16 protein-coding genes and 1 pseudogene are annotated in these 24,471 nt (G+C 71.9%); 4 read left to right on the plus strand and 13 right to left on the minus strand.

The genetic code is table 11. The features are described 5' to 3' along the window. Positions 1-20 precede the first annotated feature (20 nt). From IO20_RS0128825 to IO20_RS0128875, 10 genes are all read right to left on the minus strand, one after another. Positions 21-2,834 (minus strand): DUF5682 family protein, encoded by a 2,814-nt coding sequence (locus IO20_RS0128825; RefSeq protein ID WP_245685089.1) that lies wholly within the window; start codon positions 2,832-2,834, stop codon positions 21-23. Positions 2,835-2,968: 134 nt separating this feature from the next. Beyond that, positions 2,969-4,090: an ATP-binding protein gene (locus IO20_RS0128830; protein WP_030555084.1), complete on the minus strand. Its 1,122-nt coding sequence runs from the start codon at positions 4,088-4,090 to the stop codon at positions 2,969-2,971. A gap of 22 nt (positions 4,091-4,112) precedes the next feature. Further along, a complete protein-coding gene (locus tag IO20_RS0128835) occupies positions 4,113-5,432 on the minus strand; it encodes a vWA domain-containing protein (protein ID WP_030555086.1) in 1,320 nt (439 codons plus the stop codon). Continuing rightward, a complete protein-coding gene (locus IO20_RS0128840; protein ID WP_030555088.1) occupies positions 5,429-6,853 on the minus strand; it encodes a hypothetical protein in 1,425 nt (474 codons plus the stop codon). Before IO20_RS0128840 ends, IO20_RS0128835 begins: the two co-directional genes overlap by 4 nt. Continuing rightward, a complete protein-coding gene (locus IO20_RS0128845; protein ID WP_030555090.1) occupies positions 6,823-7,326 on the minus strand; it encodes a hypothetical protein in 504 nt (167 codons plus the stop codon). The genes IO20_RS0128840 and IO20_RS0128845 overlap by 31 nt, the downstream gene beginning before the upstream one ends. A gap of 147 nt (positions 7,327-7,473) precedes the next feature. After that, on the minus strand, positions 7,474-8,943 hold the full coding sequence (locus tag IO20_RS0128850; RefSeq protein WP_030555092.1) for a GH1 family beta-glucosidase: 1,470 nt from the start codon (positions 8,941-8,943) through the stop codon (positions 7,474-7,476). A 59-nt stretch (positions 8,944-9,002) separates the two neighbouring features. Continuing rightward, complete coding sequence (locus IO20_RS0128855) at positions 9,003-9,911, minus strand: carbohydrate ABC transporter permease (RefSeq protein WP_030555094.1); 909 nt, start codon at positions 9,909-9,911, stop codon at positions 9,003-9,005. Positions 9,912-9,924: 13 nt separating this feature from the next. Further along, on the minus strand, positions 9,925-10,929 hold the full coding sequence (locus tag IO20_RS0128860) for a carbohydrate ABC transporter permease (protein WP_037636460.1): 1,005 nt from the start codon (positions 10,927-10,929) through the stop codon (positions 9,925-9,927). Between the two features lie 117 nt (positions 10,930-11,046). Further along, a complete protein-coding gene (locus IO20_RS0128865) occupies positions 11,047-12,354 on the minus strand; it encodes an ABC transporter substrate-binding protein (protein ID WP_037636462.1) in 1,308 nt (435 codons plus the stop codon). Between the two features lie 347 nt (positions 12,355-12,701). Continuing rightward, complete coding sequence (locus IO20_RS0128875; protein ID WP_030555102.1) at positions 12,702-13,715, minus strand: LacI family DNA-binding transcriptional regulator; 1,014 nt, start codon at positions 13,713-13,715, stop codon at positions 12,702-12,704. Between the two features lie 376 nt (positions 13,716-14,091). Here IO20_RS0128875 and IO20_RS0128880 point away from each other — a divergent pair, with 376 nt between their 5' ends. The 4 genes and pseudogenes from IO20_RS0128880 to IO20_RS41620 form a co-directional block, all read left to right on the plus strand. Further along, positions 14,092-15,057: a glycoside hydrolase family 6 protein gene (locus IO20_RS0128880; protein ID WP_030555104.1), complete on the plus strand. Its 966-nt coding sequence runs from the start codon at positions 14,092-14,094 to the stop codon at positions 15,055-15,057. A gap of 139 nt (positions 15,058-15,196) precedes the next feature. After that, the gene (locus IO20_RS0128885) at positions 15,197-16,489 is read left to right on the plus strand and encodes a glycoside hydrolase family 6 protein (protein ID WP_030555106.1); all 1,293 of its coding nucleotides are present in this window, start codon (positions 15,197-15,199) and stop codon (positions 16,487-16,489) included. Between the two features lie 335 nt (positions 16,490-16,824). Continuing rightward, positions 16,825-18,576: a cellulase family glycosylhydrolase gene (locus tag IO20_RS0128890; protein ID WP_030555109.1), complete on the plus strand. Its 1,752-nt coding sequence runs from the start codon at positions 16,825-16,827 to the stop codon at positions 18,574-18,576. An 82-nt stretch (positions 18,577-18,658) separates the two neighbouring features. After that, positions 18,659-19,273, plus strand: a pseudogene (locus IO20_RS41620) (beta-galactosidase trimerization domain-containing protein); the annotation flags it as partial. Positions 19,274-19,719: 446 nt separating this feature from the next. On the opposite strand, the gene yicI reads toward IO20_RS41620, so the two are convergent. From yicI to IO20_RS0128910, 3 genes are read right to left on the minus strand one after another with little or no spacing between them, the layout of a single operon-like run. Further along, entirely contained in the window at positions 19,720-22,002 is a 2,283-nt protein-coding gene (gene yicI, locus IO20_RS0128900) for an alpha-xylosidase (protein ID WP_030555113.1), read from the minus strand. Further along, on the minus strand, positions 21,999-23,417 hold the full coding sequence (locus IO20_RS0128905) for a GH1 family beta-glucosidase (RefSeq protein WP_051874762.1): 1,419 nt from the start codon (positions 23,415-23,417) through the stop codon (positions 21,999-22,001). Before IO20_RS0128905 ends, yicI begins: the two co-directional genes overlap by 4 nt. Before the next feature lie 5 nt (positions 23,418-23,422). Continuing rightward, on the minus strand, positions 23,423-24,406 hold the full coding sequence (locus IO20_RS0128910) for an acetylxylan esterase (protein ID WP_030555117.1): 984 nt from the start codon (positions 24,404-24,406) through the stop codon (positions 23,423-23,425). Between the last annotated feature and the right edge of the window lie 65 nt (positions 24,407-24,471).

The raw sequence follows: 24,471 nt of genomic DNA on the forward strand, positions 1-24,471 counted from the left end.
GCCCGGCGGACGGCACGGTGTCATGGGGCCGCGAGAAGCTCCGCCACCGCGTGGGCCGTGGCCGGGTGGCGGGCCGTCAGGGACGGCGCGTGCCCTGCCGGGGCGGCCGCCGCCCAGGACTCCGCGCAGCCCAGGATGTCCGCCACGGCGTCACAGGTGGCCCGGTGGGCGGAGAGCAGTGCCACGCCCGTCGGGCCGGCGGCCCGGCCGTCCGCCGGGGCCCAGGCCTCCCCGGCGCCCACCAGGTCCGCCACCGCGTCGCACGTCTCCGGGTACCGGGCGAGTAGCGTCGCGCCGCGTTCGTCGCCGGACGACGGGAGGGCGTGCGTCTCCGGCTGGGCGCGCCACGGCGGGACCCAGGCGTCCAGGGCCGCGAGCCGCGCCGGGAAGACCCGTCCCGCCTCGCGGATGAGCAGGGGTGCCAGCTCCGCGGCGTTGGACCGCAGGGTGGTGATGAGGGTCGGCAGCCAGGGCAGCAGCACGGCGTCCGGCAGCCGTCCGAAGGCGTTCGACACCGCCTCCACCACCACGTCCGCGAGCCCCGGCACCGGCTCGAGGGCGTGCACGAAACCGCTGAGGTAGCGCGGGTAGGAGGGCACGACCAGGGGGTTGGCGAGGAGTTCGTCGCAGCGGGCGCGCAGCTCGCCCCGGGAGAGGGTGCCGAGCTGGACCTGAGCGGCCCACAGGAGCGCCGTCTTCGCCTGGTCCCCCGGGTGCGACTGCGCCACCGCCAGTTCCAGCTGCGTCCGGTCGCAGCCCAGGGAGAGGGCCAGACTCTCCATGCCGAACAGGAAGCCCAGCATCGCCGCCACCTGCCCCACGGTCGCGTCCTCGTCACGGAACGCCGTCGGCAGCAGCGTGCAGTAGTGGGCGTACCCGGCTCTGACGAAGGACTCGATCCACGGCGGCAACACCGGTTCGGCGGTGCGGTAGTACGCCAGGAGGCCGCGCACCCTGCGGAGCACCTCCGGCGCCCCGTCCACGCTGCGCTCGCCCGCGAGGACCTCGAGCGCACGGGTGCCGAGTTCGTCGGCGAGGCGCCGGCCGCCGAGGTACAGCGTCGCGTCCTCGACGGCGGCGAGGACCTGCGCCGTGGTGGCCTGGGCCCCGTACGCGGTGCGGCGCAGGCGCTGCTCCAGTACCTGCTCCAGGCTCACGCCCTCGTAGCCGAGCTCGATGAGGGCCCGCTGGTGGGTGCCGAGGGAGAGGTCCCACGACTCCTGGATGGACCGCTCGCCGAGCCGCCGCTCCCCCATCACCGGGCGCGCGGCGCCCGGCGGAAGGAGCCGGCGCAGCATCCACAGCACGTCCGAGCAGGACCTCAGGTCCGGCTCGGACGCCATGTCGAGCAGGGCCCTGCGCACTCCGCGCTGCTGCAGGTTCAGTTCCAGGGGTGCGAGCCGGTCGTGCACGTCGCGGGCGAGGGGCGGCAGCGCGTCGTAGCCGACCTGCCCGATCCGGTCTCCGCCCATCATGATCTCGACGAGCCGGCGCACGTCCCGGCGGCCGGGGACGGTGTCCTTCTCGATGCAGGTGACCGCCGCGTCCTGGAAGTCGTACGGCGTGGGCTTGGCCCGGTCCCGCATGGCGGCGAGCAGGATCGACGTCTCGAAGACGGCGATGGCGTCGGCGGTGGAGGCGAGGTAGCCGTTGCGGCGGGCGGCGCGGACGATGTCCACGGACCAGCCGAGCAGTTCCGCCTCGTCGAGGGTGTGCAGGGCAGGGGGCCGCTGGAGGAAGCCCGAGAGCCGGTCCTCGGTGGCCTCGGGTGCGGGTGCGGGCAGGGGTGCCCGCGCAGCGGTCTTCGCCGGGCGCGGCTTCTTCGTGCCGGCCTGGCCTTCCAGGCGGAACGGCTTCACCCGGGTGCGCTTGAGGTTCTTCGCCCATTCGGTAGCGGCGATGGAGACGGAGCCGGCGGCGAGGCCGAACTGCGCCTCGATCGCCGCGTGGCTGGAGGGGATCAGCCCGTACTGCCAGGTCGTGGCGGTGCGCGGGGAGATGGTGAAGCCGCCGGTGCCGTGGACGCCGAACTCGTCGACGCGGCTGGCCGCGTGGAAGGCGCCGCACACGTAGAGGCAGTCCGCCGGGTCGGTGCCCGTCGCGGCGAGGTGCTCGCGCATCCGGGTCCACATGTAGCGCTCGCGGTCCTCGTCGACGCGCACCCGGTCCCCCTGACCGGGGGCGAGGCGCCGGAACAGGCTGCCGATGAGGAACATGACCTGGCGGTAGGTGTCGTGGTCGCTGTCCCCGAGGGGGACCTCGACGTACTGGTGCCACCATTCGGACCAGTGCCGCACCTTGCCGTGGCGCAGCAGGTGCTGCTCCAGTTCGGCGAAGCGGGGCCGCAGGTCGCCGATCTCGACACCGACGGCTTCGCCGTGGAGTGCGGCCTCGGGCTCGGTGGACGGCTCCGCGGGCGGCTCCGCGGCTTCGGCGGACAGCTTCCCGGACTGTTCGTGCCGGGTGTCCCACTGGAAGACGTGGTCGGAGGAGCGGTCGACGAGGACCAGTTCCACGCCGGGGGTGTCGAGCGCGTAGGCGACGGCCTGGTACTCGGCGGAGGCCTCGGTGATCGGCGCGACGACGGAGAGCGGGGCCCAGCCGGGCGGGAAACCCTCGATGTCGCTCGCGAAGGCCTGCACGGCTACCGGCAGCCGGCAGTTGCGCAGCTCGGTGAGGAGCGGTGCCATGTCCTCGCACAGCTCCAGGTAGACGACCTTGGGCTGCTTCTCGCGCAGCCGACGGGCCATGGCGAGGGCGGAGGCGGGCGAGTGGTGGCAGACGGGGAAGATCTCCAGCGGTTCGGCGACCGCGCGGTCGACGTCGTCGACCATGCCGAGCAGGATGCCTTCCAGGGCGTCCTGGCCTCCGGCGAACTCGGCGGCCGCGTCGTGGAGTTGTCCGCGCAGCGCGGCGAAGGGCGGTGAAGCGGGCCGCTCGGGGACGGCCGTGGTCTCCGGGGTCCCGGTCACGACAGCTTGGCGATCGCGTCGCGGCCGCCCTCCAGGAACTCGGGCCAGGAGCCGCCCTCCTCCTTGCCGCGCGGCTCGACGACGCCGTGCAGGTACTTGTTGAGGATGGCCAGGTCCTCGGGCTCGCGGCGGGCCAGGGTGCCGACGAGCGAGGCGGCGAGGGCGCGGGCCGTGAGGGTCCGCTCGCCGAAGAAGTCGCTGTGCAGGACCGCGTCCTCCAGTACGCCGATCTGTTCGGCGGTGGAGAGGGCGGACTCCAGCTTCTCCTCGTCGCTGCCGGCCGCGGCGGCGGAGGCCCGCAGATCGGCGAAGCTCTGGAGGAGGACGTCGAGGAGGGTGGGGGGCACGTCCAGCTCGATGGAGTGCCGGCGGAGCAGTTCCTCGGTGCGGAAGCGGACGATCTCCGCCTCGCTGTTCTTGTTGGTGACGACCGGGATGCGGACGAAGTTGAAGCGGCGCTTGAGTGCGGAGGACAGGTCGTTGACGCCCCGGTCGCGGCTGTTGGCGGTGGCGATGACCGAGAAGCCGGGCTTCGCGAACACGATGTTCTCGCCGCCGGCGCTGTCGAGTTCCGGGACCGAGATGTACTTCTCGGAAAGGATCGAGATGAGCGCGTCCTGGACGTCGCTGGTGGAGCGCGTGAGCTCCTCGAAGCGGCCGATGGTGCCGGTCTCCATCGCGGTCATGATCGGCGAGGGGATCATCGACTCGCGGGACTGGCCCTTGGCGATGACCATGGACACGTTCCAGGAGTACTTGATGTGGTCTTCCGTGGTGCCCGCGGTGCCCTGGACGACCTGGGTGGAGTTGCGGCTGATGGCGGCGGAGAGGAGTTCGGCGAGCCAGCTCTTGCCGGTGCCGGGGTCGCCGATGAGGAGCAGGCCCCGGTCGGAGGCGAGGGTGACGATGGAGCGCTCGACGAAGCTGCGGTCGCCGAACCACTTCTGCGACACCTCCCTGTCCAGGCCGTCGGCGCGCTCGGAGCCGAGGACGAACAGGCGGACCATCTTCGGTGAGAGGCGCCAGGAGAACGGCTTGGGGTTGTCGTCGATCGACTCCAGCCAGTCGAGTTCCTCGGCGTACTTGATCTCGGCGGGAGCGCGGAGCAGGTCGGACATGCGAAGGGCCTTTCTGGGCGTCTCAGGTGAGGAAGGTCTTGAGTTCGTGCACGAGCTTGTCGATGTGGCCGGAGATCACCGGGGTGCCGAGCGCCTTGAAGCGCTCACGGAACCAGGGGTTGACCTCCTGCCGTCCGGAGCTGGTCACCGATCCGACCGGGATGAACCGGACGCCGGAGCGGTGGACCGCTTCGATGCCCTCGAACAGGGGCTGTGAGCGGGAGAACTCGTAGAAGTCGGAGATCCAGACCATGACGGTGTTCTTCGGTTCGGCGATCTTCGGCCGTGCCATGGCCATCGCCACCGGCCCGTCGTTGCCGCCGCCGAGGTTGGTCCGCAGGAGCACGTCGAAGGGGTCGTGCACCCAGGGCGTGAGGTCGATGGCCCGGGTGTCGTACGCGATGAGGTGGACGTCGACCTTCGGCAGTCCGGCGAAGATCGAGGCGAGAATGGTGCAGTTGACCATCGAGTCGACCATGGAGCCCGACTGGTCCACGACCACGATCAGCCGCTGGGGCGTGGTCCTGCGGACGGTCTGCCGGTAGTAGAGGCGGTCGACGTAGAGCCGCTCCTCCTCGGGGCTCCAGTTGGTGAGGTTCTTCCAGATGGTGCGGTCGAGGTCGAGGTTGCGGAAGACGCGCTTGGGCGGGACCGAGCGGTCGAGGTCCCCGACGGTGGCCTTCTCCACCTGGGTGCGGAGCACCTGGGCGACCTCTTCGACGTACCGGCGGATCAGGGACTTGGCGTTGGCCAGCGCGACGCCGGACAGGTTGCCCTTGTCGCGGAGGAGTTGTTCGATCAGCGACATGCTGGGCGTGAGCCGGGCCGCGAGTTCGGGGTCGGCCAGCACCTCGCGCAGGCGCATGCGACTGACGAGGTCGGCCTCGACCGCGCCGAGTTCGGGTCCGAGGCCGCCGGCGAGCGCGCCGGCCCCCTGTCCGCCGCGCAGTCCGCCGGGCGGGCAGCCGAGCGCCCGCTCCAGCCACCCGGCGTCCGACTGCCAGCGGGCCAGCTGCCCGGCGGACACCGCTCCCGATCCGGTGGCGAAGACGTTGAGCAGCAGCTTCGACGCGAGCGCCGCGCGCCGCACCTCCGCCGCCCGGTCGCGCGCGCCGTCCGGCTCGGGCTCCGGCATCATGAGCCCGTCGAACTCGCCGGCCAGTTCCGGATGGCGCTGTACGACGGATTCGACGGAGGCGCCCGGGTCGAGGAGCGCCGGCGGCAGGCCGATGTCCTCGACGACGGCGAGGCTCGCCGATTCCAGGGCGGCCTGCTCCTGGGGGTCGAAGAGGCGGGCGAGGAGTCGCCAGTAGAGGACCTGGCGGCGGTTGTCGTCGCTCATTTCCGCAGCAGCTTTCCGGCTCGCTCGCGCAGGACGGCGACGGAGTCCGTGGCCGCCTTCTCCGCCCGTGCGCCGAGTTTGTCGGTGGTGCCCCCGGCCCATGCGCCGGCGTGGAGGGCGACGGTCTTCTTCCGGACGGTCGTCTCCACGGCGAGCGGCTGGAGGACGAACTCGCCCGCGTCCCAGCGGAGCAGGCCCAGGCAGGCCCCGGACGCGGCGACGGCCTCAGGGGTGAGCGGGCTCGCGGCGGGGACGCGCTCGGTGTCGACGGTCAGCCGGTGTCCGGCGAGCGTGAAGGTCAGCGGCCCGTCGTCCTCGCGCTCCGCCGTGTACCCCTCGACGAGGACGGGGACGGCGATGCCGGCGGGGTGACGGTCCAGCGGGGCGGTCACCGGGTCGGCGGCGGTGGACAGGATCACCCGGGCGGTGGCGAAGGGGTCGGCGGACTCCCCGGTGCGGGCCCGCTCGTCGTCCCACACGAGGTCGCCCTCGGCGGTGACGGGCATGGCGTCGAGCTCCACGGCGCGCCCCTCCCCCGCCGCGCCGAGCAGCGACATCCGCGGCCGGAGGAGCTGCCACAGGCCGGCACCGACGACGGTGTCGGGCTTGGGCGCGGACACCGCCGCCCGGACCAGTCGCGGCGCCGAGCCGTCGGAGGGCTCCAAGACGGCGTGGACCTGGGCCTGCACGGCGGTCGCGTGCTCCTGTACGTCCACGCCCAGCGGCAACAGGCGGCCGGTCACCGTGTCCGCGGCGGGGGTCCGAGCGGCTCCGGGCAGGGTCAGGAGCAGGGCGCGCGTCCACAGGTCGGCCCAGCGGCGCACCGGGACGCGTTCCAGGGTGGCCCCCGGGCAGGAGGCGGCGAGTTCGGCGGCGAAGCCGTCGAGCAGGGTCGCCTGGCGGCGCAGTCGGGGGTCCGGCAGCATCGCGGAGACGACGGGTCCCGCGCCGGAGACCAGTTCGTGGTCGATGCCCTGCCAGCCGGCGCGGGCGAGGTCGCACAGCCAGGCGCGGGCGGCGGCGAGCACGTTCGCCCCGGGGGTGTCCGCCGGGGTGTCCCGGGTGCTCCGCTCGGCGCGCGGCCGGCCGGTGGCGTCCGCGACGCGGTCCGTGAGCGCGTCGTGCACGGAGCCCATGAGGGCGGTGCGGGCGGCGGCGAGCGCGACGAGGTGGTCCTCGCCCGCGGCGCCCGCCGCGGCCTTGTCGGCCGCCTCGGCGACCAGCGAGGCCAGCGGGGTGCCGGCGACGGAGTGCGCGAGCGCCGCGAGGCCGGCGGCCTGGGCGGGCTGTGGCCGGAGCAGTCCGGCGACGAGCACGCGGTCGAAGGCGTCGACGGCGGCCAGCGCCTCGTCGAGTCCGTCCACGGGGTCGGTGAGCAGGTCCGTGCGCATCAGGCGGCCGTCCTCGTCGCGGGGAACCACTGCATCTCGGGCAACGGAGCGGTGGTCGGCTCCAGTTCGAGGTAGGCGAGGTGCCGGAGGAACCTGCTGAACACCGGGGCGGCGGCCGAGGTGTCGCCCTGCGCGGGGCGCGTGCCGGTCATGACCGAGACGAGTGCCTCGGCGTCGGGCTCGCCGCCCGGTGTCTCGGCCTTGAGGTACCGGGCGACGCGCTCGGCCCCGTACTGCAGGACCGCCTCGCCGACGAGGGCGCGGATGTGGTTGCAGAAGGTGCCGCGCGCGCCGCCGCAGGGGCGGTTGTTGTTGGTGCTGCACGCGAACGCGTACGTTCCCGCGGCGATCGAGGACACGTACACGCGCCCTATGTCGGACCCGCTGGACACGACGCCCTGCAGCCGTCCGTCGGCCAGTTCCACGAACGGCACCTTGGCGAGTTTCCGCGGTCGCGCGGGCGGTACCACCCGCGCCGTACTCGACCTCTCCCAGACCGGCAACGTACCTCTCCCATGCACGTCGAAGGGGTTGTTCTCGCCGTCGCGGCGGAACGGGAACGAACTTATCCCCGCCCACTGACAACGGATCGGAACAGCCCTTCGGACCGGGGGGAGCGCCGCGTACGGTCATCGCCTCCCGGAGGGGGGTCAGAGGTGCGGGACCGAGTTCGCGCCGATGGCCCTGGCGTACCAGCGGGCGCTGGCCTTCGGGGTGCGCAGCTGCGTGGCGTAGTCGACGTGGACGGCGCCGAAGCGCTTGTCGTAGCCGTAGGCCCACTCGAAGTTGTCGAGGAGTGACCAGAGGAAGTATCCGCGGACGTCGGCGCCGTCGGCGACGGCCTGGTGGACGGCGGCGAGGTGCCGGTGGAGGTAGTCGATGCGGTCGTGGTCGCGGACCTGGCCGTCGGCCGTGGGGGCGTCGGGGAAGGCGGCGCCGTTCTCGGTGATCGCCAGGGGGAGGCCGGGGTGGGAGCGGGAGACGGCCATGAGGAGGTCGTACAGGCCGGTGGGGTCGATGGTCCAGCCCATGTCGGTGGTGTCGCCGGGCGGGGCGTGGAAGTTGACGTCCGCGGAGCCGGGCCACGGGGAGTGGTCGCTCTCGCCGTGGGCGTGACTGGCGGCGGCCGCTCCTGGGGTGGGCGCGGAGACGACGGCCGGGGTGTAGTAGTTGATGCCGAGGAGGTCGATGGGGACGCCGATGGCCGCCTCGTCCCCCGGCCTGATCAGGGTGTTCCAGTCGACGACGTGCTCGGTGTCGGCGAGGAGGTCGGCGGGGTATCCGCCGGAGAGCATCGGGCCGGTGAAGATCCGGTTGCCGACGGCGTCGATGCGGCGGGCCGCGTCGAGGTCGGCGGGGTCGGCGGTGAGCGGGCGGACCTGGTGCAGGTTGAGGGAGACCGCGACCTGGGCATGGGCGGGCAGGGTCGCGCGCAGGGCGGCGGTGGCGCGGCCGTGGGCGAGGTTGAGGTGGTGGGCGGCGCGCAGGGCGAGGGCGGGGTCGGTGCGGCCCGGGGCGTGGACGCCGGATCCGTAGCCGAGGAAGGCCGAGCACCAGGGTTCGTTGAGGGTGGTCCACAGCGCGACCCGGTCGCCGAGGGCGTCGGCGGCCAGGGCGGCGTACTCGCCGAAGCGTTCGGCGGTCTCGCGCTCGGTCCAGCCGCCGCCGGAGCCGTTCGGGTGACCGGTCTCCAGCTCCTGGGGAAGGTCCCAGTGGTACAGCGTGGCGACGGGCTGGATGCCCGCGTCGAGGAGTTCGTCGACGAGCCGGCGGTAGAAGTCGAGTCCGGCGGGGTTGGCGGGGCCGCGGCCGCCGGGCTGGACGCGCGGCCAGGACAGGGAGAAGCGGTAGGCCTGGAGGCCGAGGTGGGACATCAGGGTGACGTCGGTGCGGTAGCGGTGGTAGTGGTCGCAGGCGATGTCACCGGTGTCGCCGTTCGCGACCTTGCCGGGGGTGTGCGAGAAGGTGTCCCAGATGGAGGGCGTGCGGCCGTCCTCGGCGACGGCGCCCTCGATCTGGTAGGCGGCGGTGGCCGCGCCCCACAGGAAGCCCGGCGGGAAGTGCAGCCGGTCGAGGGCGGCGGAGGCGAAGGCAGGGGCGGTGGCGGGGGTTGCGGGCATGGCGGAGTACTCCTTCGGCGGAGGGTGTGGGACGAGGAGGGTGAGGAAGGCGGAGAGGGTCAGCCCTTGACGGCGCCCTGGGTGATGCCGCCGACGACGTGCCGCCCGAAGAGGGCGAAGACGAGCAGGAGCGGCAGGGTGCCCATGAGCGCTCCGGCGGTGATGACGGACCAGTCGGTGGACCAGCCGGTGCCGAGGCCGGCGAGGGCGACCTGGACGGTGGGGTTGGTGGAGCCGTTCATGACGATGATCGGCCAGAGGAAGTCGTTCCAGGACTGGACGAAGGTCAGCATGCCCAGGACCGCCATCGCCGGCCGGGCGATGGGGAACACGACGTGCCAGATGACGCGCAGGGAGTTGGCGCCGTCGACGCGGGCGGCTTCCAGGAGTTCGGTGGGCAGCGCCTGGGAGAGGAACTGGCGCATGAAGAAGACGCCGAAGGCGGTGACGAGGACGGGCAGGATCAGCGCTCCGAGGTGATTGCTCAGCCCCAGGTTCTTGGTCAGGATGAACAGGGGGACGACGCTGAGCTGCGCGGGCACGGCGAGGGTGGAGAGCACCAGTCCGAGCAGGACCTTCATGCCGCGGAAGCGGAGTTTGGCGAAGGCGAAGCCGGCGAGGACGGAGAAGGTCACCGTGCTGACGGTGACGGCCCCGGCGACGAGCGTGGAGTTGAGCAGGGCGACGCCCATGCCGCGCCCGCCGGCGTTGTGCCACACGTAGGTGAGGTTCTTGAACAGGTTGCCGCCGGGCAGCATCGGCGGTGGGCTGGAGACGACCGCGTGGCTGTCGGTGGAGGCCGCGACCAGCGTCCAGTACAGCGGGAACAGCGACGCCAGGGCCGCGAGTCCGAGGACGATGTGGGCGAGCGGTCCGGCCCGGTGCTGGCCGCCGGCCCGGCCGGCGCGGGCGGAGGGTCGTCCCGCCGTGCGGTGACGGCTGTGGGGGACGGGTGTGGTGGTGGTCATGTCGTACTCCGGGTCACTGGGAGGCGCGCAGGCGGCGGGTGAGCAGCGCGTTGACGAGCCCGATGAGCAGCAGCAGGCCGAACATGGTCCAGGCGACCGCGCTGGCGCGCCCGAGCATGCTGGAGTGGAATCCCTGGTCGTACATGAGGATGCCGAGGGTCTCGTACTGGTGGTCGGTGCCGCCCTGGTGACCGCTCTGGCCGCCGAACAGGTAGGGCTCGCCGAAGAGCTGGGTGGCGCCGATGGTCGAGACGATCACCGTGAACAGGATCGTGGGACGCAGGGCGGGGATCGTGACGTGCAGGAACTGCTGCCAGCGGTTGGCGCCGTCCAGGGCCGCGGCCTCGTACAGTTCGCGCGGAACGGCCTGCATGGCCGCGAGGAAGATCAGGGCGTTGTAGCCGGTCCAGCGCCAGGTGACGATCACGGAGATCGCGAACTGCGAGCTCCAGCGGCCGGCCTCCCAGTGCAGGGGTCCCGCGCCGAACAGTCCGAGGACCCAGTTGGCCATGCCGCCCTCGGGGCTGAAGATCAGGGCGAAGACGAGGGTGGCTGCGGCGACGGACGTGGCGTACGGGGCGAGGAGCGCCGTGCGCAGGAATCCGCGGGCGCGGAGCCGGTAGTTGAGCAGGTGGGCGAGGCCGAGGGCGATGAGGAGCTGGGGGACGGTGGACAGCACGCCCAGGGTGAAGGTGTTGAGCAGGGCGTTCCAGAAGTAGTGGCTGACCTGGCCGGTGAACAGGTCCTCGTAGTTCCGCAGGCCGACCCATTCGGCGCGGTCGACGTTGTAGAGGCTCACCCGGTGGAAGGAGAGCCAGCCGGTGTAGAGCAGCGGGAAGAGGCCGAAGGCGGCGAAGACGAGGAAGAAGGGCGCGACGAGGGCGTACGGCGTGCCCTTGGTGTCCCAGCGGTGCAGGCGGCTGCGCCAGGCCGACGGTCCGGTGGGGCGGGCGGGGGGCGGCTGGGTGTCCGGCCGCTCTGCGGAGCCGTTGCGGCTGGGTGCGGTCGTGGAGGCCACGGGCGGGTTCCTTCGGTGGTGACGGCGGTCGCGCCGGTACGGGGAAGGGGCGGCCGGCTCCCCTGTGACCGGCCGCCCCTCCCCCGCCACGGCGGCCCGGGGAGAGGCGGGGAAGGTTTACTGGATGGTGCTGTCGATCTGGCGGACGGTGGCGTTCCAGGCCTCTTCGGGGGTCTTGCCGTTCTGCTCCATCAGCAGGACGCCGGTGCTGAAGGCGCCGGTCAGGTCGCCCGCGCGCGGGCCGGTCTCGGCGGGCTTGATGGACTTGGCGGCGGTGGAGAAGATCAGGCCGGTGGCGGCGTCGGGGCCGATGTAGGCGTTCTTGTAGCCGACGACGCCGGGCAGGTCGTAGGCGGCCTGGTTGGCGGGGATGTTGCCGACCTTCTGGAAGACCTTCGCCTGCTGCTCGGGCGCGGTCAGCCAGGCCACGAGCTTCTTGGCCTCGTCGACGTGCTTGCCGGAGGCGGGCACGGCGAGGAAGGAGCCGCCCCAGTTGCCGGCGGCCGGGGGCTGGGCGATGTTCCACTTGCCCTTGTTGCCGGGGCCGGAGAACTGCTGGACGTTGGCCTGCTGCCAGGAGGGGCAGACGGTGGTGGCGAAGGTGGACTTGGAGAAGGCGGTCTGCCAGGGGGTGTCGAACATCTTCAGGCCCTGGCTGGTCTTGCCCTGGACGGCCTTGACGGCGAGGTCCCAGGCGGTCCTGACGCTCGCCGAGTCCTTGTAGGCGAGCTTGCCGTCCTTGTAGTACTGGACGGGGCTGCTGGAGACCACGGCGTTGAAGAGGCCGCTGGCGCTGTCCATGAAGGCGGTGCCCTTGGGGGCCTTGGCCTGGTACTGCTTGCCCACCTCGACGAACTTCGCCCAGTCGCCCGCCCACAGCTTGCCGACCGACTCGGGGTCGGAGGGCAGGCCGGCGGCCTTGAACAGGTCCTGGCGGTAGCAGATGGCCATCGGGCCGACGTCGGTGCCGAGGCCGATGGTGCGGCCGTCGGCGGTGGTGGCCTGGTCCCACTTCCAGGGCAGGTAGTCCTTCTTGTCGACGCCGGGGGCGTCGGACAGGTCGACGAAGGCGTCGGCGAGGTCCTCGGAGGTGGCCAGGGATATCCGGGCGACTTCGAGAGCCTGGACGTCATCGAGGCCGCCGCCGGAGAGCCGGGTCTGCAGGGCGGTCCAGTAGTTGCCCTCGACGGTCGTCGGGTTCTCCTTGATGGTGATCCCGGGGTTCTGTTTCATGTAGGCGTCGTACAGACCGGCTTCCTTGTAGCCGAAGGTCCCGAAGGTGCCGACGGTCAGGGTGATCTTCCCGTCGGCGGAGGCGGAGCCCTCGTCGGAGGAGCAGCCGGTGAGGGCGAGCGCGAGGGCCGCGACCGCGGAGACGAGTGCGGCGGAGCCGGAGCGGGCGCGCGGCAGGGACAAGCGGGACATGGCATCTCCTCGATGCGTCAACGGGGGTGGAGGGGTACGCCGGGCGGGACCTCGCCTCTTGGGCGGTCGGCGTGGGGGTTTTCGAGGGCCTTGCGTCGAAGGCCGGTGCGTTCGAAGACCGGGGCTTACAGGGCCAGGCCTTCAAGACCGGTCGTTCGAGGACCAGGGCGTTCAAGAACCCGGCCTTCGAATGTCGTGGCGAGAGCACGCTCTGAGGGTCGCTTCCCGGATTGGGAGCGCTCCCAAAACATGGCATCGAAACCCTGCCGTCCCTCTGACGGCCTGTCAAGGGTGAAGGCCGGGACGGCAGGGGGCACTGCTCGCGGGCAGGCCCGCAGGGGCGTCTGTCAGGCGCTGGCGCGCGTGACCAGACGCGTGGGGAGGATGAGAGGGGTGGGATCCTGCCCGCCGATGAGCGCGACGAGCATGCGGGCCATCTCCCTTCCGAGAGCCTCTATGGGCTGATGAACCGTGGTCAGCGGCGGATCGGCTATCCGGGCGACGGCCAGGTCGTCGAAGCCGACCACGGCGACGTCACGGGGGACCGGCCGGCCCGCCTCGCGCAGCGCACGCAGCGCCCCGGCTCCCATGTTGTCGTTGGCGGCGAACACCCCGTCCAGGTCGGGATGGCGCGCCAGCAACGCCGCCATGGCGGCGGCGCCGGTGGACTCGGTGAAGTCCCCGACCTCCGGCGGGTACGGATCGAGGCCCGCCGCCAGCATGGCGTCCCGGTAGCCGCGGTACCGTGCCCGACCGACCTCGGTGTCCAGGCGCCCGGCGATCGTGGCCACCCGGGTCCGGCCGGCCGAGATCAGGTGCTCGGTCGCCTGGCGCGCTCCGCCGACGTTGTCGACGTCCACGTACCAGCGAGGGTCTAAACCGACCGGGCGGCCGCCGAACACGACGGGCATCTCCGCCTCTTCGGCCATGCGGGACAGCGGGTCGTCCTCGCGCAGCGCCATCAGCATCACACCGTCGGCGCCCTTGGACCGGAGGAGCTGCTCCACTCGCCTGCGGCCCCGGTCGGAGGCGGCCAGGCAGAGCATGAGGTGCAGATCGGCGTCCTCCAGGGCGGCCGAAGCCCCCACGATCACCTGTGCGAAGAACGGATCCGCGAAGATCGACGGATCCTCTCCCGAGACGACCAGGGCGGCAGCCCCGGTCTGACGGGTCGCCAGCGCGCGAGCGGTCGGATTCGGTACGTACCCGAGCCGGTGGACGGCCCGTTCGACCGCCTCGCGTTTGGCCCGGCTGACGTGCGGGGCGTTGTTGAGCACACGAGAGGCGACCGATCGCGACACGCCCGCCAGCTCGGCCACCTCGTCGAGTGTCGACTGCCGGCGTGGCACACCTTCCGTCATGAACTGCCCTCTTCTCTCGTGGCCCGACGGTTGCGCCCCGGGGGTCTCGTGCACCGACCGGAAAACTGGGAGCGCTTCCAGTTCCAGGACTGTAAACCTTTCGGGCCGCCGTGTGAAGTGCGGGTTACGAGTGGCTACTTGACAGCCTGAGCGGGGCGTCACACGATACCGGCCACAACCCCAGGCCGATCGAGTGCTTATTGGGACCGCTTCCAGTGGGAGCGCTTCCACAAGTCTCCGTAGGTCCAGGATGTGGTGTCCCCGCCGAAGAGCCACCGGCACACGGGGACGTCGTACCACCGCAGTTCCCCAGTGCGTCGCCCGCTCGGGACGAGAGCGTGCGGCGCGTCCGCCGTCAGGAAATCGAGGTACCGTCATGCGCCGCAGATTCCGTGCCCTCACAGCAGCCCTCCTCGCGCTGCCGCTGACGCTCACCGTCGCGCCGTCCGCACACGCGGCCGACCCGACCACCATGACCAGCGGGTTCTACGTGGACCCCAACTCCAGCGCGAAGCAGTGGGTCGCCGCCAACCCCGCCGACGGCCGGACGCCCGCGATCAACGCCTCCCTCGCCAACACGCCGATGGCCCGCTGGTTCGGCGCCTGGAGCGGCACCATCGGCACCGCCACGGGCGCGTACGTGGGGGCCGCGGACAACGCGGACAAGCTGCCCGTCCTGGTCGCCTACAACATCTACCACCGCGACTACTGCGGCGGGCACTCCGCGGGCGGAGCCGCCTCGCCCTCCGCGTACGCGACCTGGATCGCGCAGTTCGCCGGCGGGATCGCCAACCGTCCGGCCGTCGTCCTCCTCGAACCGGACGCCATCGCGGACTACGGCTGCATGAACCAGACCCAGATCCGCGAACGCGAGGGCATGATCACCGGCGCCCTCGCCGAGTTCAACCGCCAGGCGCCCAACACCTGGGTCTACCTCGACGCCGGCAACCCCGGCTGGGTGAGCGCGGCGGCGATGGCCCAGCGCCTCCACGAAGCCGGCCTCCGGCAGGCCCACGGCTTCTCGCTCAACATCTCCAACTACTTCACCACCGCCCAGAACACCGCCTACGGAAACTCCGTCAACAGCGAACTCAGCGCGCGCTACGGCTACACCAAGCCGTTCGTCGTCGACACCAGCCGCAACGGCAACGGCGCCAACGGCGAGTGGTGCAACGCGGCGGGCCGCCGCATCGGCACCCCGACCCGGCTGGGCGGTGGCGCCGAGATGCTCCTGTGGATCAAGGCCCCGGGCGAGTCCGACGGCAACTGCGGTGTCGGAGCGGGCTCCTCCGCCGGACAGTTCCTCCCCGAGGTCGCCTACAAGATGATCTACGGCTACTGACCCCCGACTCCTGTGGCCCGGTACAGCCCGCCCCGCGACCGGGCCACAGGGACCATCCACCCCTGACCTCTCCGTTCTGATCCCCGCCGCCTTGACCCCCTCCGCCCTGACTCCCTCCATCCTTCGACCAGGAGCATTCATGAAGCCACGCAGCCTACGGCGCCGTGCGACCGCCGCAATCGCCGCGGTCGCCGCCTTCGCCGCCCTCACCGCGACACAGGCACAGGCGCAGACGCAGACGCAGGCCGCACCCGCGCAGGACGTGGTCACCCCGGCCACGAAGTTCTACGTGGACCCGCACAGCAAGGCCGCCGGGCAGGCTCTCGTCGACTTCCGCAACGGCGACTTCGCGAACGCCGCGAACATGGCCAGGCTGGCGAGCTGGCCGCAGGCCGACTGGTTCACCGAGGGCACGCCCGGGGAGGTCCGCGTCGAGGTGAACAGGCTCGTCCGCAAGGCGCGGTGGGTCGACCGGACCCCCGTTCTGGTCGCCTACAACGTCCCGGGCCGGGACTGCACGCAGTACTCCAGCGGCGGCGCCGCGTCCTCCGCCGCCTACCGGCAGTGGATCGACGCCTTCGCCGCCGGGATCGGTGACAACAAGGCGGTGGTCGTCGTCGAGCCCGACGGCCTGGCCCTCCTGCCCAAGGACTGCGGGCCGACCGTGGACCCGACCGGTGAACTCACCGCCACCCGCATCGCCGATCTCGAGTACGCCGTCAGGACCCTCAAGGCCAAGCCCCGCACGGCGGTCTACCTGGACGCGGGGAACGTCCTGTGGCGGTCCGTCGGTGACATGGCGCAACGGCTGCTCGACGCCGGGGTCGAGCACAGCGACGGCTTCGCCCTGAACGTGTCCAACACCCACCCCACCGACCACAACGCCAGGTACGGCACCTGGATAGCCAAGTGCATGTGGTTCGCCACCGAGGGGCCGGAGTACGCACGCGGCCACGCGGACTGGTGCGCGACCCAGTACTACTCCCCCGCCGCACCCAACGACGGCGCCCCCGGCAACGCCGTCGACTCCGCCAACCCCACCACCTGGCGCTGGACGGACGCCTGGTTCGACCAGAACGTGGGCACCCCGGCGACCGACGCGCTGCACCACTTCGTCATCGACACGAGCCGCAACGGCCTCGGCGCCTGGACCCCCGAGCCCGGCAAGTACACCGGTGACCCGGAGATCTGGTGCAACGCACCCGGCCGCGGCCTCGGGGCACGCCCCACCGCCGACACCGGGGTCCCGCTCGTCGACGCCTACCTGTGGATCAAGATCCCCGGTGAGTCCGACGGCAGCTGCACGCGCAACACCGGCGGCACCATCGACCCCGAGTACGGCATCGTGGACCCGCCCGCCGGCACCTGGTGGGCCGACCAGGTGCACTCGCTGGCCCGCAACGCGGCCCCGCGCCTGACGTTCAACCGCTGAGCCCAGTCCGTCGCCCGTTCCCGCCCGGCGTAGGCCGGCACCCCGCCCGGGGGCATTGCCCGGGCGGGGCGCCGGCCCTTTTTCATGCCGCGAGTCGAAGCGCATCGACAATCGCATCGCCCTCACGCCCTGTCAATTGGGCGGTCTCAAGAAAGTTTCCTTCCGTCAAAGCCCTTGTTTCGCACGAAACTTGTCCGTTACTTTCGGCGGCCAGCGAAGCGCTTCGACGCATCCTCTGGGGAAGGCCGGCGTCGCCCTTCGGCGCCGCCTGACCAGCACTCGGATCAACCCCCCACTCCCGACCGAGGGGCTCGGCCCCGCGAAAGGAACGATCCATGAACGACATACGGCAGCCGGCGCGCCACCGCGGCCGGGGCCCAGGCCGCCTGATCGCCCTCGCGCTGGCGCTCTTCGTCATGCTGGGGCTGTCGGGCGGCACCGCGTTCGCCGCGCCCGACGACGCCGAGAAGCCGTCACACGCGGTCTGGGTACCGGCCTCCGCCAAGGACGTCGTCGCCGCGATGCAGCCCAGCTGGAACCTGGGCAACACCCTGGACGCCATTCCCGACGAGGGTTCCTGGGGCAACGGGCAGACCACCAAGGCGACGTTCGAGAAGGTCGCCGCGGACGGGTTCCGCAGTGTCCGCATCCCGGTGACCTGGAGCGACCACCAGTCCGCCACCGCGCCGTACACCATCGACGCCACGTACATGGCCCGCGTCAAGCAGCTCGTCGACTGGGCGCTGGAGAGCGGCCTGTACGTCGTGCTCAACGTCCACCACGACTCGTGGATGTGGGTCGAGAAGATCACGAGCGACCACGACAACGTGATGGCCCGGTTCAACTCCACCTGGTCCCAGATCTCCACGACCTTCCGGGAAGCCCCGCGCACCCTGGTCTTCGAGGGCATCAACGAGCCGAGCTTCGCCAACGCCACGGAAGCGCAGAAGTTCCAGTACCTGAGGGAGCTGCAGACCTCGTTCCACCGCCTGGTCCGCGCCTCGGGCGGCATGAACGCGAACCGTCTGCTGAGCCTGACCACGCCCGCCGGTGCCCCCGAACCGGCCTTCATGAACGACCTCTACACCACGATCGCCGGGCTGAACGACAGCCAGCTCGTGGCGCAGGTGCACTTCTACAGCTGGTACCCGTTCAGCGTGAACGTGGCGGGCGGCACCCTCTACGACGCCGTCGCGCAGAAGCACCTGGACGACACCTTCGCCAACATCCGCACGACCTTCGTCGCCCGGGGCATCCCGGTCTACATCGGTGAGTACGGTCTGCTCGACTACCCGAACCACTTCCACCCCGACCGGACCGAGCGGGGCGAGGCGCTGAAGTACTACGAGCACGTCAACCACACGGCGCGTGCCGTCGGCGTCACCACCGCCCTGTGGGACCCGTTCGGCTACCTGAACCGCGACACCCTGCAGTGGCGTGACCAGGCCCTGTTCGACTGGATCAAGTCGAGCTGGACCACCCGCTCGGGGACCGCCTCCTTCGACAAGGTCTTCGTGCCGAAGTCGGCACCGATCACGGCCAAGTCGCTCACCCTGAACCTCAACGGCACGAGTTTCCGCGGGGTGTGGCAGGGCGGCACCAAGCTGGTCGCGGGACGGGACTACACCGTGTCCGGCACCCGGCTGACCCTCACCGCCAACGCGCTGACCCGCCTGGTCGGCAACCGCGCCTACGGCGTCAACGCGACGCTCCAGGCCCGGTTCACCAGCGGGCTGCCCTGGAACATCGACGTCGTCACCAACGACGCTCCGGTGCTGTCGAACACCACCGGCACCTCCACGGCGTTCGCCGTTCCCACCCAGTACCGGGGCAACAACCTGGCGACCATGCACTCCACGTACGCCGACGGCACCAACGCCGGCCCGACGGACTGGACGCCGTACCAGGAGTTCAGGAGGGCCTTCTCGCCGGACTACGCGAACGGCGCGATCACCCTGACCCCCGACTTCCTCAGCTCGCTCCGCGAGGGGGTCACGGCGACGCTGGTCTTCCACTTCTACAGCGGCCAGACCGTCACCTACAAGGTCACGAAGTCCGGCACCACGGTGACCGGCACCCTCGCCTGACCCGTACCCTCCCCTCCCCGGCCGCCGGCCTCCCCGTCGGCGGCCGGGGCCCCACAACGTCCCGAGGTGCACGCACGGGCACTGGCACACCCTGCACTTCGGCGCCGAGACGTACTGGGGCGGCATCCTGCCGCACAGCGGCCGCCCGGGCCGCGTCTACGCCGAACTCGCCCGCCTGGGCGCCGAGTTCGAGACAGCCGGAGCGCTGGCCGCCGGGATCGATCCCGACGCCGACATCGCGATGGTCTACTCGATGCCCAGCAAGTGGCTGATGCAGAAGTACCCGCCGCTCGCCACGGCGGACGGCGGGGAGGACGGTTCCTCGTACCACCGCCTCTTCGACCCCTTCTACCGCGGCCCGTTCGAGGCCGGCCGTCAGGTGCGGGTCCTGCACGCCCGCCAGCTCCACGACGCCCGCGGCGAGCGGGCGGGCCTGGCACCGGACGTCGCCGCGGCACGCCACCCCGTCCTCGTCGTCCCCGGGCTCTACCTCGCCGAGGAGTCGCTGCTCGACTGGTTCGCGGCCTACGCCCACGCCGGCGGGCATCTCGTCCTCGGCCCCCGCACCGGCTACGCCGACCAGGAGGCCAGGGCGCGCCACGAGCCGGGACCCGCGCGTCTCGTGGCGGCGGCGGGGGCGTCGTACGACGAGTTCTCCAACCTGTCGGCCTACCTCCCGCTCCGCGCCGTGCAGGGCGAGTTCCCGTGCGGCCCGGAGCACGGAGGCGGAGGCGGAGGCGTCGTCGTACATCACCCCGGCATGCGGGTTCGCGAGCACGCCGCTGTTGAAGGCCCCGCCGACGAGGACACCGACTCCGCGGGCGGCGCACAGCGGCACCAGGGTCACCGGCGTCAACCCGGGCACGGTGGCGACGCCGTGGGTGGACCGGCTCCTGGCGCAGGCCGACGACTCCCTCGCCGGACGGGCCGCTCTCGAAGCCCGCCAGCCCACCGGGCGCCTGGTCTCCGCCGATCAGGCGGCCGCCGCCATCGCCTGTCCGGCGGCCCGCTCGCCGGCGCCGCCACCGGCACCGATCTCGTCGTGGACGGCGGCATGAGCGGGCTGCGGGTCCGCCCGCGCGGCTGATCCGGCACGGTGGCCGGGCGCATGCGCCCGGCCACCGCACACCTCTCGCCGCCGGTTCAGGCGGGGTACGGGAGGTCCGCCTCCAAGGTGTCGGCGGGCTGGGAGTGCACGCTTCCGTCCGGGCCGCCGATACGCAGGTGCCAGGGCCGCCGGCTGTCGGTGGTGACGTGGAGGCGGTCGCCCCGGCGGCGCAGGTTGAAGCGGGCGGCCTCGCCGGGGCCGTCGGAGCGCGGGATCACGAGGGTCCGCTCGGCGCCGTCGGCGAAGGAGTGCACCCGCAGCTCGACTCCGTCCGCCCAGTCGGAGACCGGGCGCTGGTCGTCGGCGCCCAGCGGGACCACCGAGTCGGGGCGGGCGAGCAGCGGCAGGGTGTGGAAGTCGTGCCGCTCGCGGACCCAGCGGGGCCCCTCGATCCGGGCACCGGTCAGGACGTTCGTCCACGGCCCTTCGGGCACGTAGTACTCGACCGTGCCGTCGTCGGTGAAGACGGGGGCGACGAGCAGGTCGTCGCCGAGCATGTACTGCCGGTCGAGCGTGCCGACGGCGGGGTCGTCGGGGAACTCCAGGACCATGGCCCGCATGACGGGGATGCCGGTGGCGTGCGCCTGCTGGGCGGCGCGCTGGAGGTAGGGGGCGAGGCGGTGCTTGAGCAGGGTGAACGCGCGGGTGACGTCGACGGCCTCCTCCCCGTAGTCCCACGGGACGCGGTAGGACTTGCTGCCGTGCAGGCGGCTGTGCGAGGAGAGCAGCCCGAACTGCACCCAGCGCTTGAACACGGTGGGGGTGGGGGTGCCCTCGAAGCCGCCGATGTCGTGGCTCCAGAAGCCGAAGCCGGACATGCCGAGGGAGAGTCCGCCGCGCAGCGACTCGGCCATGGCGTTGAAGTGCGACTCGCAGTCGCCGCCCCAGTGCACCGGGTACTGCTGTCCGCCCGCAGTGGCGGAGCGGGCGAAGAGCAGGGCCTCGCCCTCACCGCGTACCTCGCGCAGCAGCTCGAAGACGGCCCGGTTGTACAGGTGGGTGTAGTAGTTGTGCATGCGCTCCGGGTCGGAGCCGTCGTGCCAGACCACGTCGGTGGGGATGCGCTCGCCGAAGTCGGTCTTGAAGCAGTCCACCCCCTGGTCGAGCAGGGTGCGCAGCTTGGCGATGTACCACTCCTGCGCGGCCGGGTCGGTGAAGTCGACCAGGGCCATGCCGGGCTGCCACAGGTCCCACTGCCAGACGCTTCCGTCCGGACGCCGGACGAGGTGTCCGAGGCGCATGCCCTCCTCGAACATGGCGGACTTCTGGGCGATGTAGGGGTTGATCCAGGCGCTGATCCTCAGCCCTTGGTCCTTGAGCCGGGCCAGCATGCCGGCCGGGTCGGGGAAGGTGTCGGGGTCCCACTCGAAGTCGCACCACTGGTACTCGCGCATCCAGAAGCAGTCGAGGTGGAAGACGCTCAGGGGGATGCCGCGCTCGGCCATGCCGCCGACGAAGCGGTTGACGGTGGCCTCGTCGTAGTCGGTGGTGAAGGAGGTGGTCAGCCAGAGTCCGAGGGCCCAGGCCGGGGGCAGGGCGGGGCGGCCGGTGAGCGCGGTGTAGCGCTCCAGGATCCGCTTCGGGGTCGGGCCGTGGACGACGAAGTACTCCAGCGACTGGTCCTCGACGCTGAACTGGACCTGGCCGACGGCCTCGGTGCCGACCTCGTAGCTGACCTTGCCGGGGTGGTTGACGAAGACGCCGTAGCCCCGGTTGGTGAGGTGGAAGGGGACGTTCTTGTAGGCCTGTTCGCTGCTGGTGCCGCCGTCGGCCTGCCAGATGTCGACCGTCTGGCCGTTCCTGACGAAGGGGGTGAACCGCTCCCCGAGGCCGTAGATCAACTCGCCGACTCCGAGGGAGAGCTGGCCGAGCATGAAGTGGCGGTCCTCGTCGTCGGTGACGAAGGCGGTGCCGCGCTCGCCCACGGTGGTGAGGACCCGCCCGTCGGCGGTGAACTCCAGCTTCCACGGCGCGGACGTGTCCACCCGCAGGGTGAGGTCTCCGGCGCTGAGCTCGACGACGCCGCCGTCCCGCCGCACCTTTCCCGCGCCCTGCTCCGCGCCGGGCAGCGCGAACTCGGGCCCGGACCGTACCGAGCCGGCGTGGTGGGTGGTGCGCACGCCAATAACGCCCTCGGCGGGCGACCAGCACTCGACGGTGAGGAGCGGGCTGTTGAGCGTGTCGCCGCGGCGGCGCACGTGCTTCACCGGCGCGTAGAGCGTCACCCGGTGTTCGTCGGCGCGGACGTCCGCGACCTCGGTGGCATAGCGTGCGGTGCGACCCGGGCGCATCAGCCAGTACCCGTCGGTGAACTTCATCGGGTGGTTTCCTCCGTCCGCGCGCGGTGCGCGGTGATCATGCCCTGGTACCAGCGGAAGCTGTCCTTGGGCGTTCTGGTGAGGGTGTCGTAGTCGATGTGCACCAGGCCGAAGCGCTGGTCGTAGCCGCGCGCCCACTCGAAGTTGTCGAGCAGCGACCACGCGAAGTAGCCGCGTACGTCCACCCCGGCGGCGACGGCGTCGGCGACGGCGGCGAGGTGGTCGGCGAGGTAGGCGATCCGCTCGTCGTCGCGGATCCGGCCGTCGGCGTCGAGGGTGTCGGTCTCGGCGGAGCCGTTCTCGGTGATCCAGACGGGCGGAAGCCCCGGATGGCGGGCGTGGAGCGCGCGGAGCAGCTCGGTGAGCGCCTCGGGGACGACGGGCCAGCCCATGGTGGTGTGCCGGGTCCCGTACGGGTCCAGCTCGATGACACCGATGTCGACGGCCGTGCGGGCCTCGGGGTCCTCGGCGCGGTGGGGGGCGGCGGCCACGGTGATCGGGCGGTAGAAGTTGACGCCGAGGAAGTCCAGGGGGGCGCCGATCAGCTCCAGGTCACCCGGCCGTCGCCAGGGCCCTTCGGCGAGACCGGCCCAGGTCTCCTCCTCGTACGCGGGGTAGCGGCCGGCGAGGAGCGGCTCGGTCCAGACCTCGTTGTGGAGGACCTCGGCGCGGCGCAGGGCGGCGAGGTCCTCGGGGCGGGTGGAGGCGGCGTGGACGCGGTCGAGGTTGAGGGTGATCCCGACCTCGCGGGCGCCCGCGGCGCGCAGTTCGCGTACGGCGAGGCCGTGGGCGACGAGGAGGTGGTGGGCGGCCGCGAGCGCGCCGCGGCCCTCCTCGGTGCCGGGGGCGTGGCGTCCTTCGGCGTGGCCCACGAAGGCGGAGCAGTACGGCTCGTTGAGGGTGATCCAGCGCTCCACCCGGTCGCCGTAGCGCTCGGCGGCGAGGGCCGTGTACCGGGCGAACGCCTCGGCGGTCTCCCGGGTACGCCAGCCTCCCCGGTCCTCCAGGGCCTGCGGCAGGTCCCAGTGGTAGAGGGTGACGGCCGGTGCGACTCCGGCGGCGAGCAGCTGGTCGATCAGTCGGTCGTAGAAGTCCAGGCCCTTCTGGTTGACCGGTCCGGTTCCTTCGGGCAGCAGGCGGGACCAGGCGATGGAGAAGCGGTAGTCGTCCACGCCGAGCTCGCGCAGCAGGGCGATGTCCTCGGGGTGGCGGTGGTAGTGGTCGCAGGCCGTGTCACCGGTGGCTCCGCCGAGCGTACGGCCCGGGGTGTGGCTGAAGGTGTCCCAGATGGACGGGCCGCGGCCGTCCTCGTCGTGGGCGCCCTCGATCTGGTAGGCGGCGGTGGCGGCTCCGAAGCGGAAGCCCGCGGGCAGGCCGGGAACCGCGCGGGTGGAGGGCTCGGGTGTGGTGGACATCGCGGTCAGAGCTCCGTTCCGAGGCCGCGTTCGCGCAGCCAGTCGAGTTGGACGGGCGGGTTGGATCCGTAGCCGCCGCCGTGGTCGGCGAAGGGCCAGACGGTCATGGCGCGGTCCTCGCCCGCGTAGTGGTTGAAGGCGGCGTAGACGGTGGACGGCGGGCAGACCGGGTCCATGAGCCCCACGCTGAAGAGCGCCGGTGCGGTGGCCCGCTGGGCGAAGTGGACGCCGTCGAAGTAGTCGAGGGTGGTGAACGTCGGCTCCACCCGGTGCCGGCTGTGCCAGCGCAGGTACTTGGCGATCTCCTGGTACGGGCCGTCCCCGCTGATCTGGACGGCGCGGCGGAAGTGGCACAGGTACGGGACGTCCGGCAGCACCGCGGCCACGCGGTCCCCGGAGAGACCGGCGACGGCGAGTGCCAGGCCGCCGCCCTGGCTGCCGCCGGCCACGACGACCCGGTCGGGGTCGAGGCCGGGCAGCTCCGCGACCGCGTCCACGGCGCGCACGCAGTCGGTGATCAGGCGCCGGTAGTAGTACTGGTCGGGGGATTCGATGCCGCGCGTCATGAAGCCCTCGCTCCACTGCGTGCCCTCGCCCGCGTGCCGGTCCGGGGTGTCGTGGCCCTGCCCCCGGCTGTCGACGACGAGTTGGGCATAGCCCGCCGCGGACCAGAGCAGGTGGTCGGTGGGCAGGCCGCGACCGCCGCTGTAGCCGATGTAGGTGACGACGACCGGGAGGGGGCCGGACGCGCCGCGCGGGCGCAGCAGCCAGGCGGCGACCGGGTCGCCGTTCCAGCCGGGGAGGCGGACGTCGTCGACGTCGACGGTGCGCAGCAGGTGCCGGGCGGTCACCCGCTCGGCCGTCACGGCTCCGCCCTGCGAGCGGGCTGCGGCGAGGGTCCGCCACCAGAAGGCGTCGAAGTCGTGGGGGGCGGTCGACTTCGGGCGGTAGTCGCCGAGTTCGTCGAGGCCGAAGTCTGTCAGCGGCATGGGATTCCTCTGGTCATGGCGGTGCCGGGGTGACGGGGTGACGGTCGGGTGGTCCGGGTCTTCGG

The organism is Streptomyces exfoliatus (assembly GCF_000725545.1).
Taxonomy (GTDB): domain Bacteria; phylum Actinomycetota; class Actinomycetes; order Streptomycetales; family Streptomycetaceae; genus Streptomyces; species Streptomyces exfoliatus.

Coding starts and splice junctions, on each gene's coding strand:
- IO20_RS0128830 (WP_030555084.1), bottom strand. CDS start 4,090: ATGTCCGACCTGCTCCGCGCTCCCGCCGAGATCAAGTACGCCGAGGAA.
- IO20_RS0128910 (WP_030555117.1), bottom strand. CDS start 24,406: ATGCCGCTGACAGACTTCGGCCTCGACGAACTCGGCGACTACCGCCCG.
- yicI (WP_030555113.1), bottom strand. CDS start 22,002: ATGAAGTTCACCGACGGGTACTGGCTGATGCGCCCGGGTCGCACCGCA.
- IO20_RS0128855 (WP_030555094.1), bottom strand. CDS start 9,911: ATGACCACCACCACACCCGTCCCCCACAGCCGTCACCGCACGGCGGGA.
- IO20_RS0128905 (WP_051874762.1), bottom strand. CDS start 23,417: ATGTCCACCACACCCGAGCCCTCCACCCGCGCGGTTCCCGGCCTGCCC.
- IO20_RS0128885 (WP_030555106.1), top strand. CDS start 15,197: ATGAAGCCACGCAGCCTACGGCGCCGTGCGACCGCCGCAATCGCCGCG.
- IO20_RS0128890 (WP_030555109.1), top strand. CDS start 16,825: ATGAACGACATACGGCAGCCGGCGCGCCACCGCGGCCGGGGCCCAGGC.
- IO20_RS0128865 (WP_037636462.1), bottom strand. CDS start 12,354: ATGTCCCGCTTGTCCCTGCCGCGCGCCCGCTCCGGCTCCGCCGCACTC.
- IO20_RS0128875 (WP_030555102.1), bottom strand. CDS start 13,715: ATGACGGAAGGTGTGCCACGCCGGCAGTCGACACTCGACGAGGTGGCC.
- IO20_RS0128825 (WP_245685089.1), bottom strand. CDS start 2,834: ATGGTCGACGACGTCGACCGCGCGGTCGCCGAACCGCTGGAGATCTTC.
- IO20_RS0128835 (WP_030555086.1), bottom strand. CDS start 5,432: ATGAGCGACGACAACCGCCGCCAGGTCCTCTACTGGCGACTCCTCGCC.
- IO20_RS0128880 (WP_030555104.1), top strand. CDS start 14,092: ATGCGCCGCAGATTCCGTGCCCTCACAGCAGCCCTCCTCGCGCTGCCG.
- IO20_RS0128850 (WP_030555092.1), bottom strand. CDS start 8,943: ATGCCCGCAACCCCCGCCACCGCCCCTGCCTTCGCCTCCGCCGCCCTC.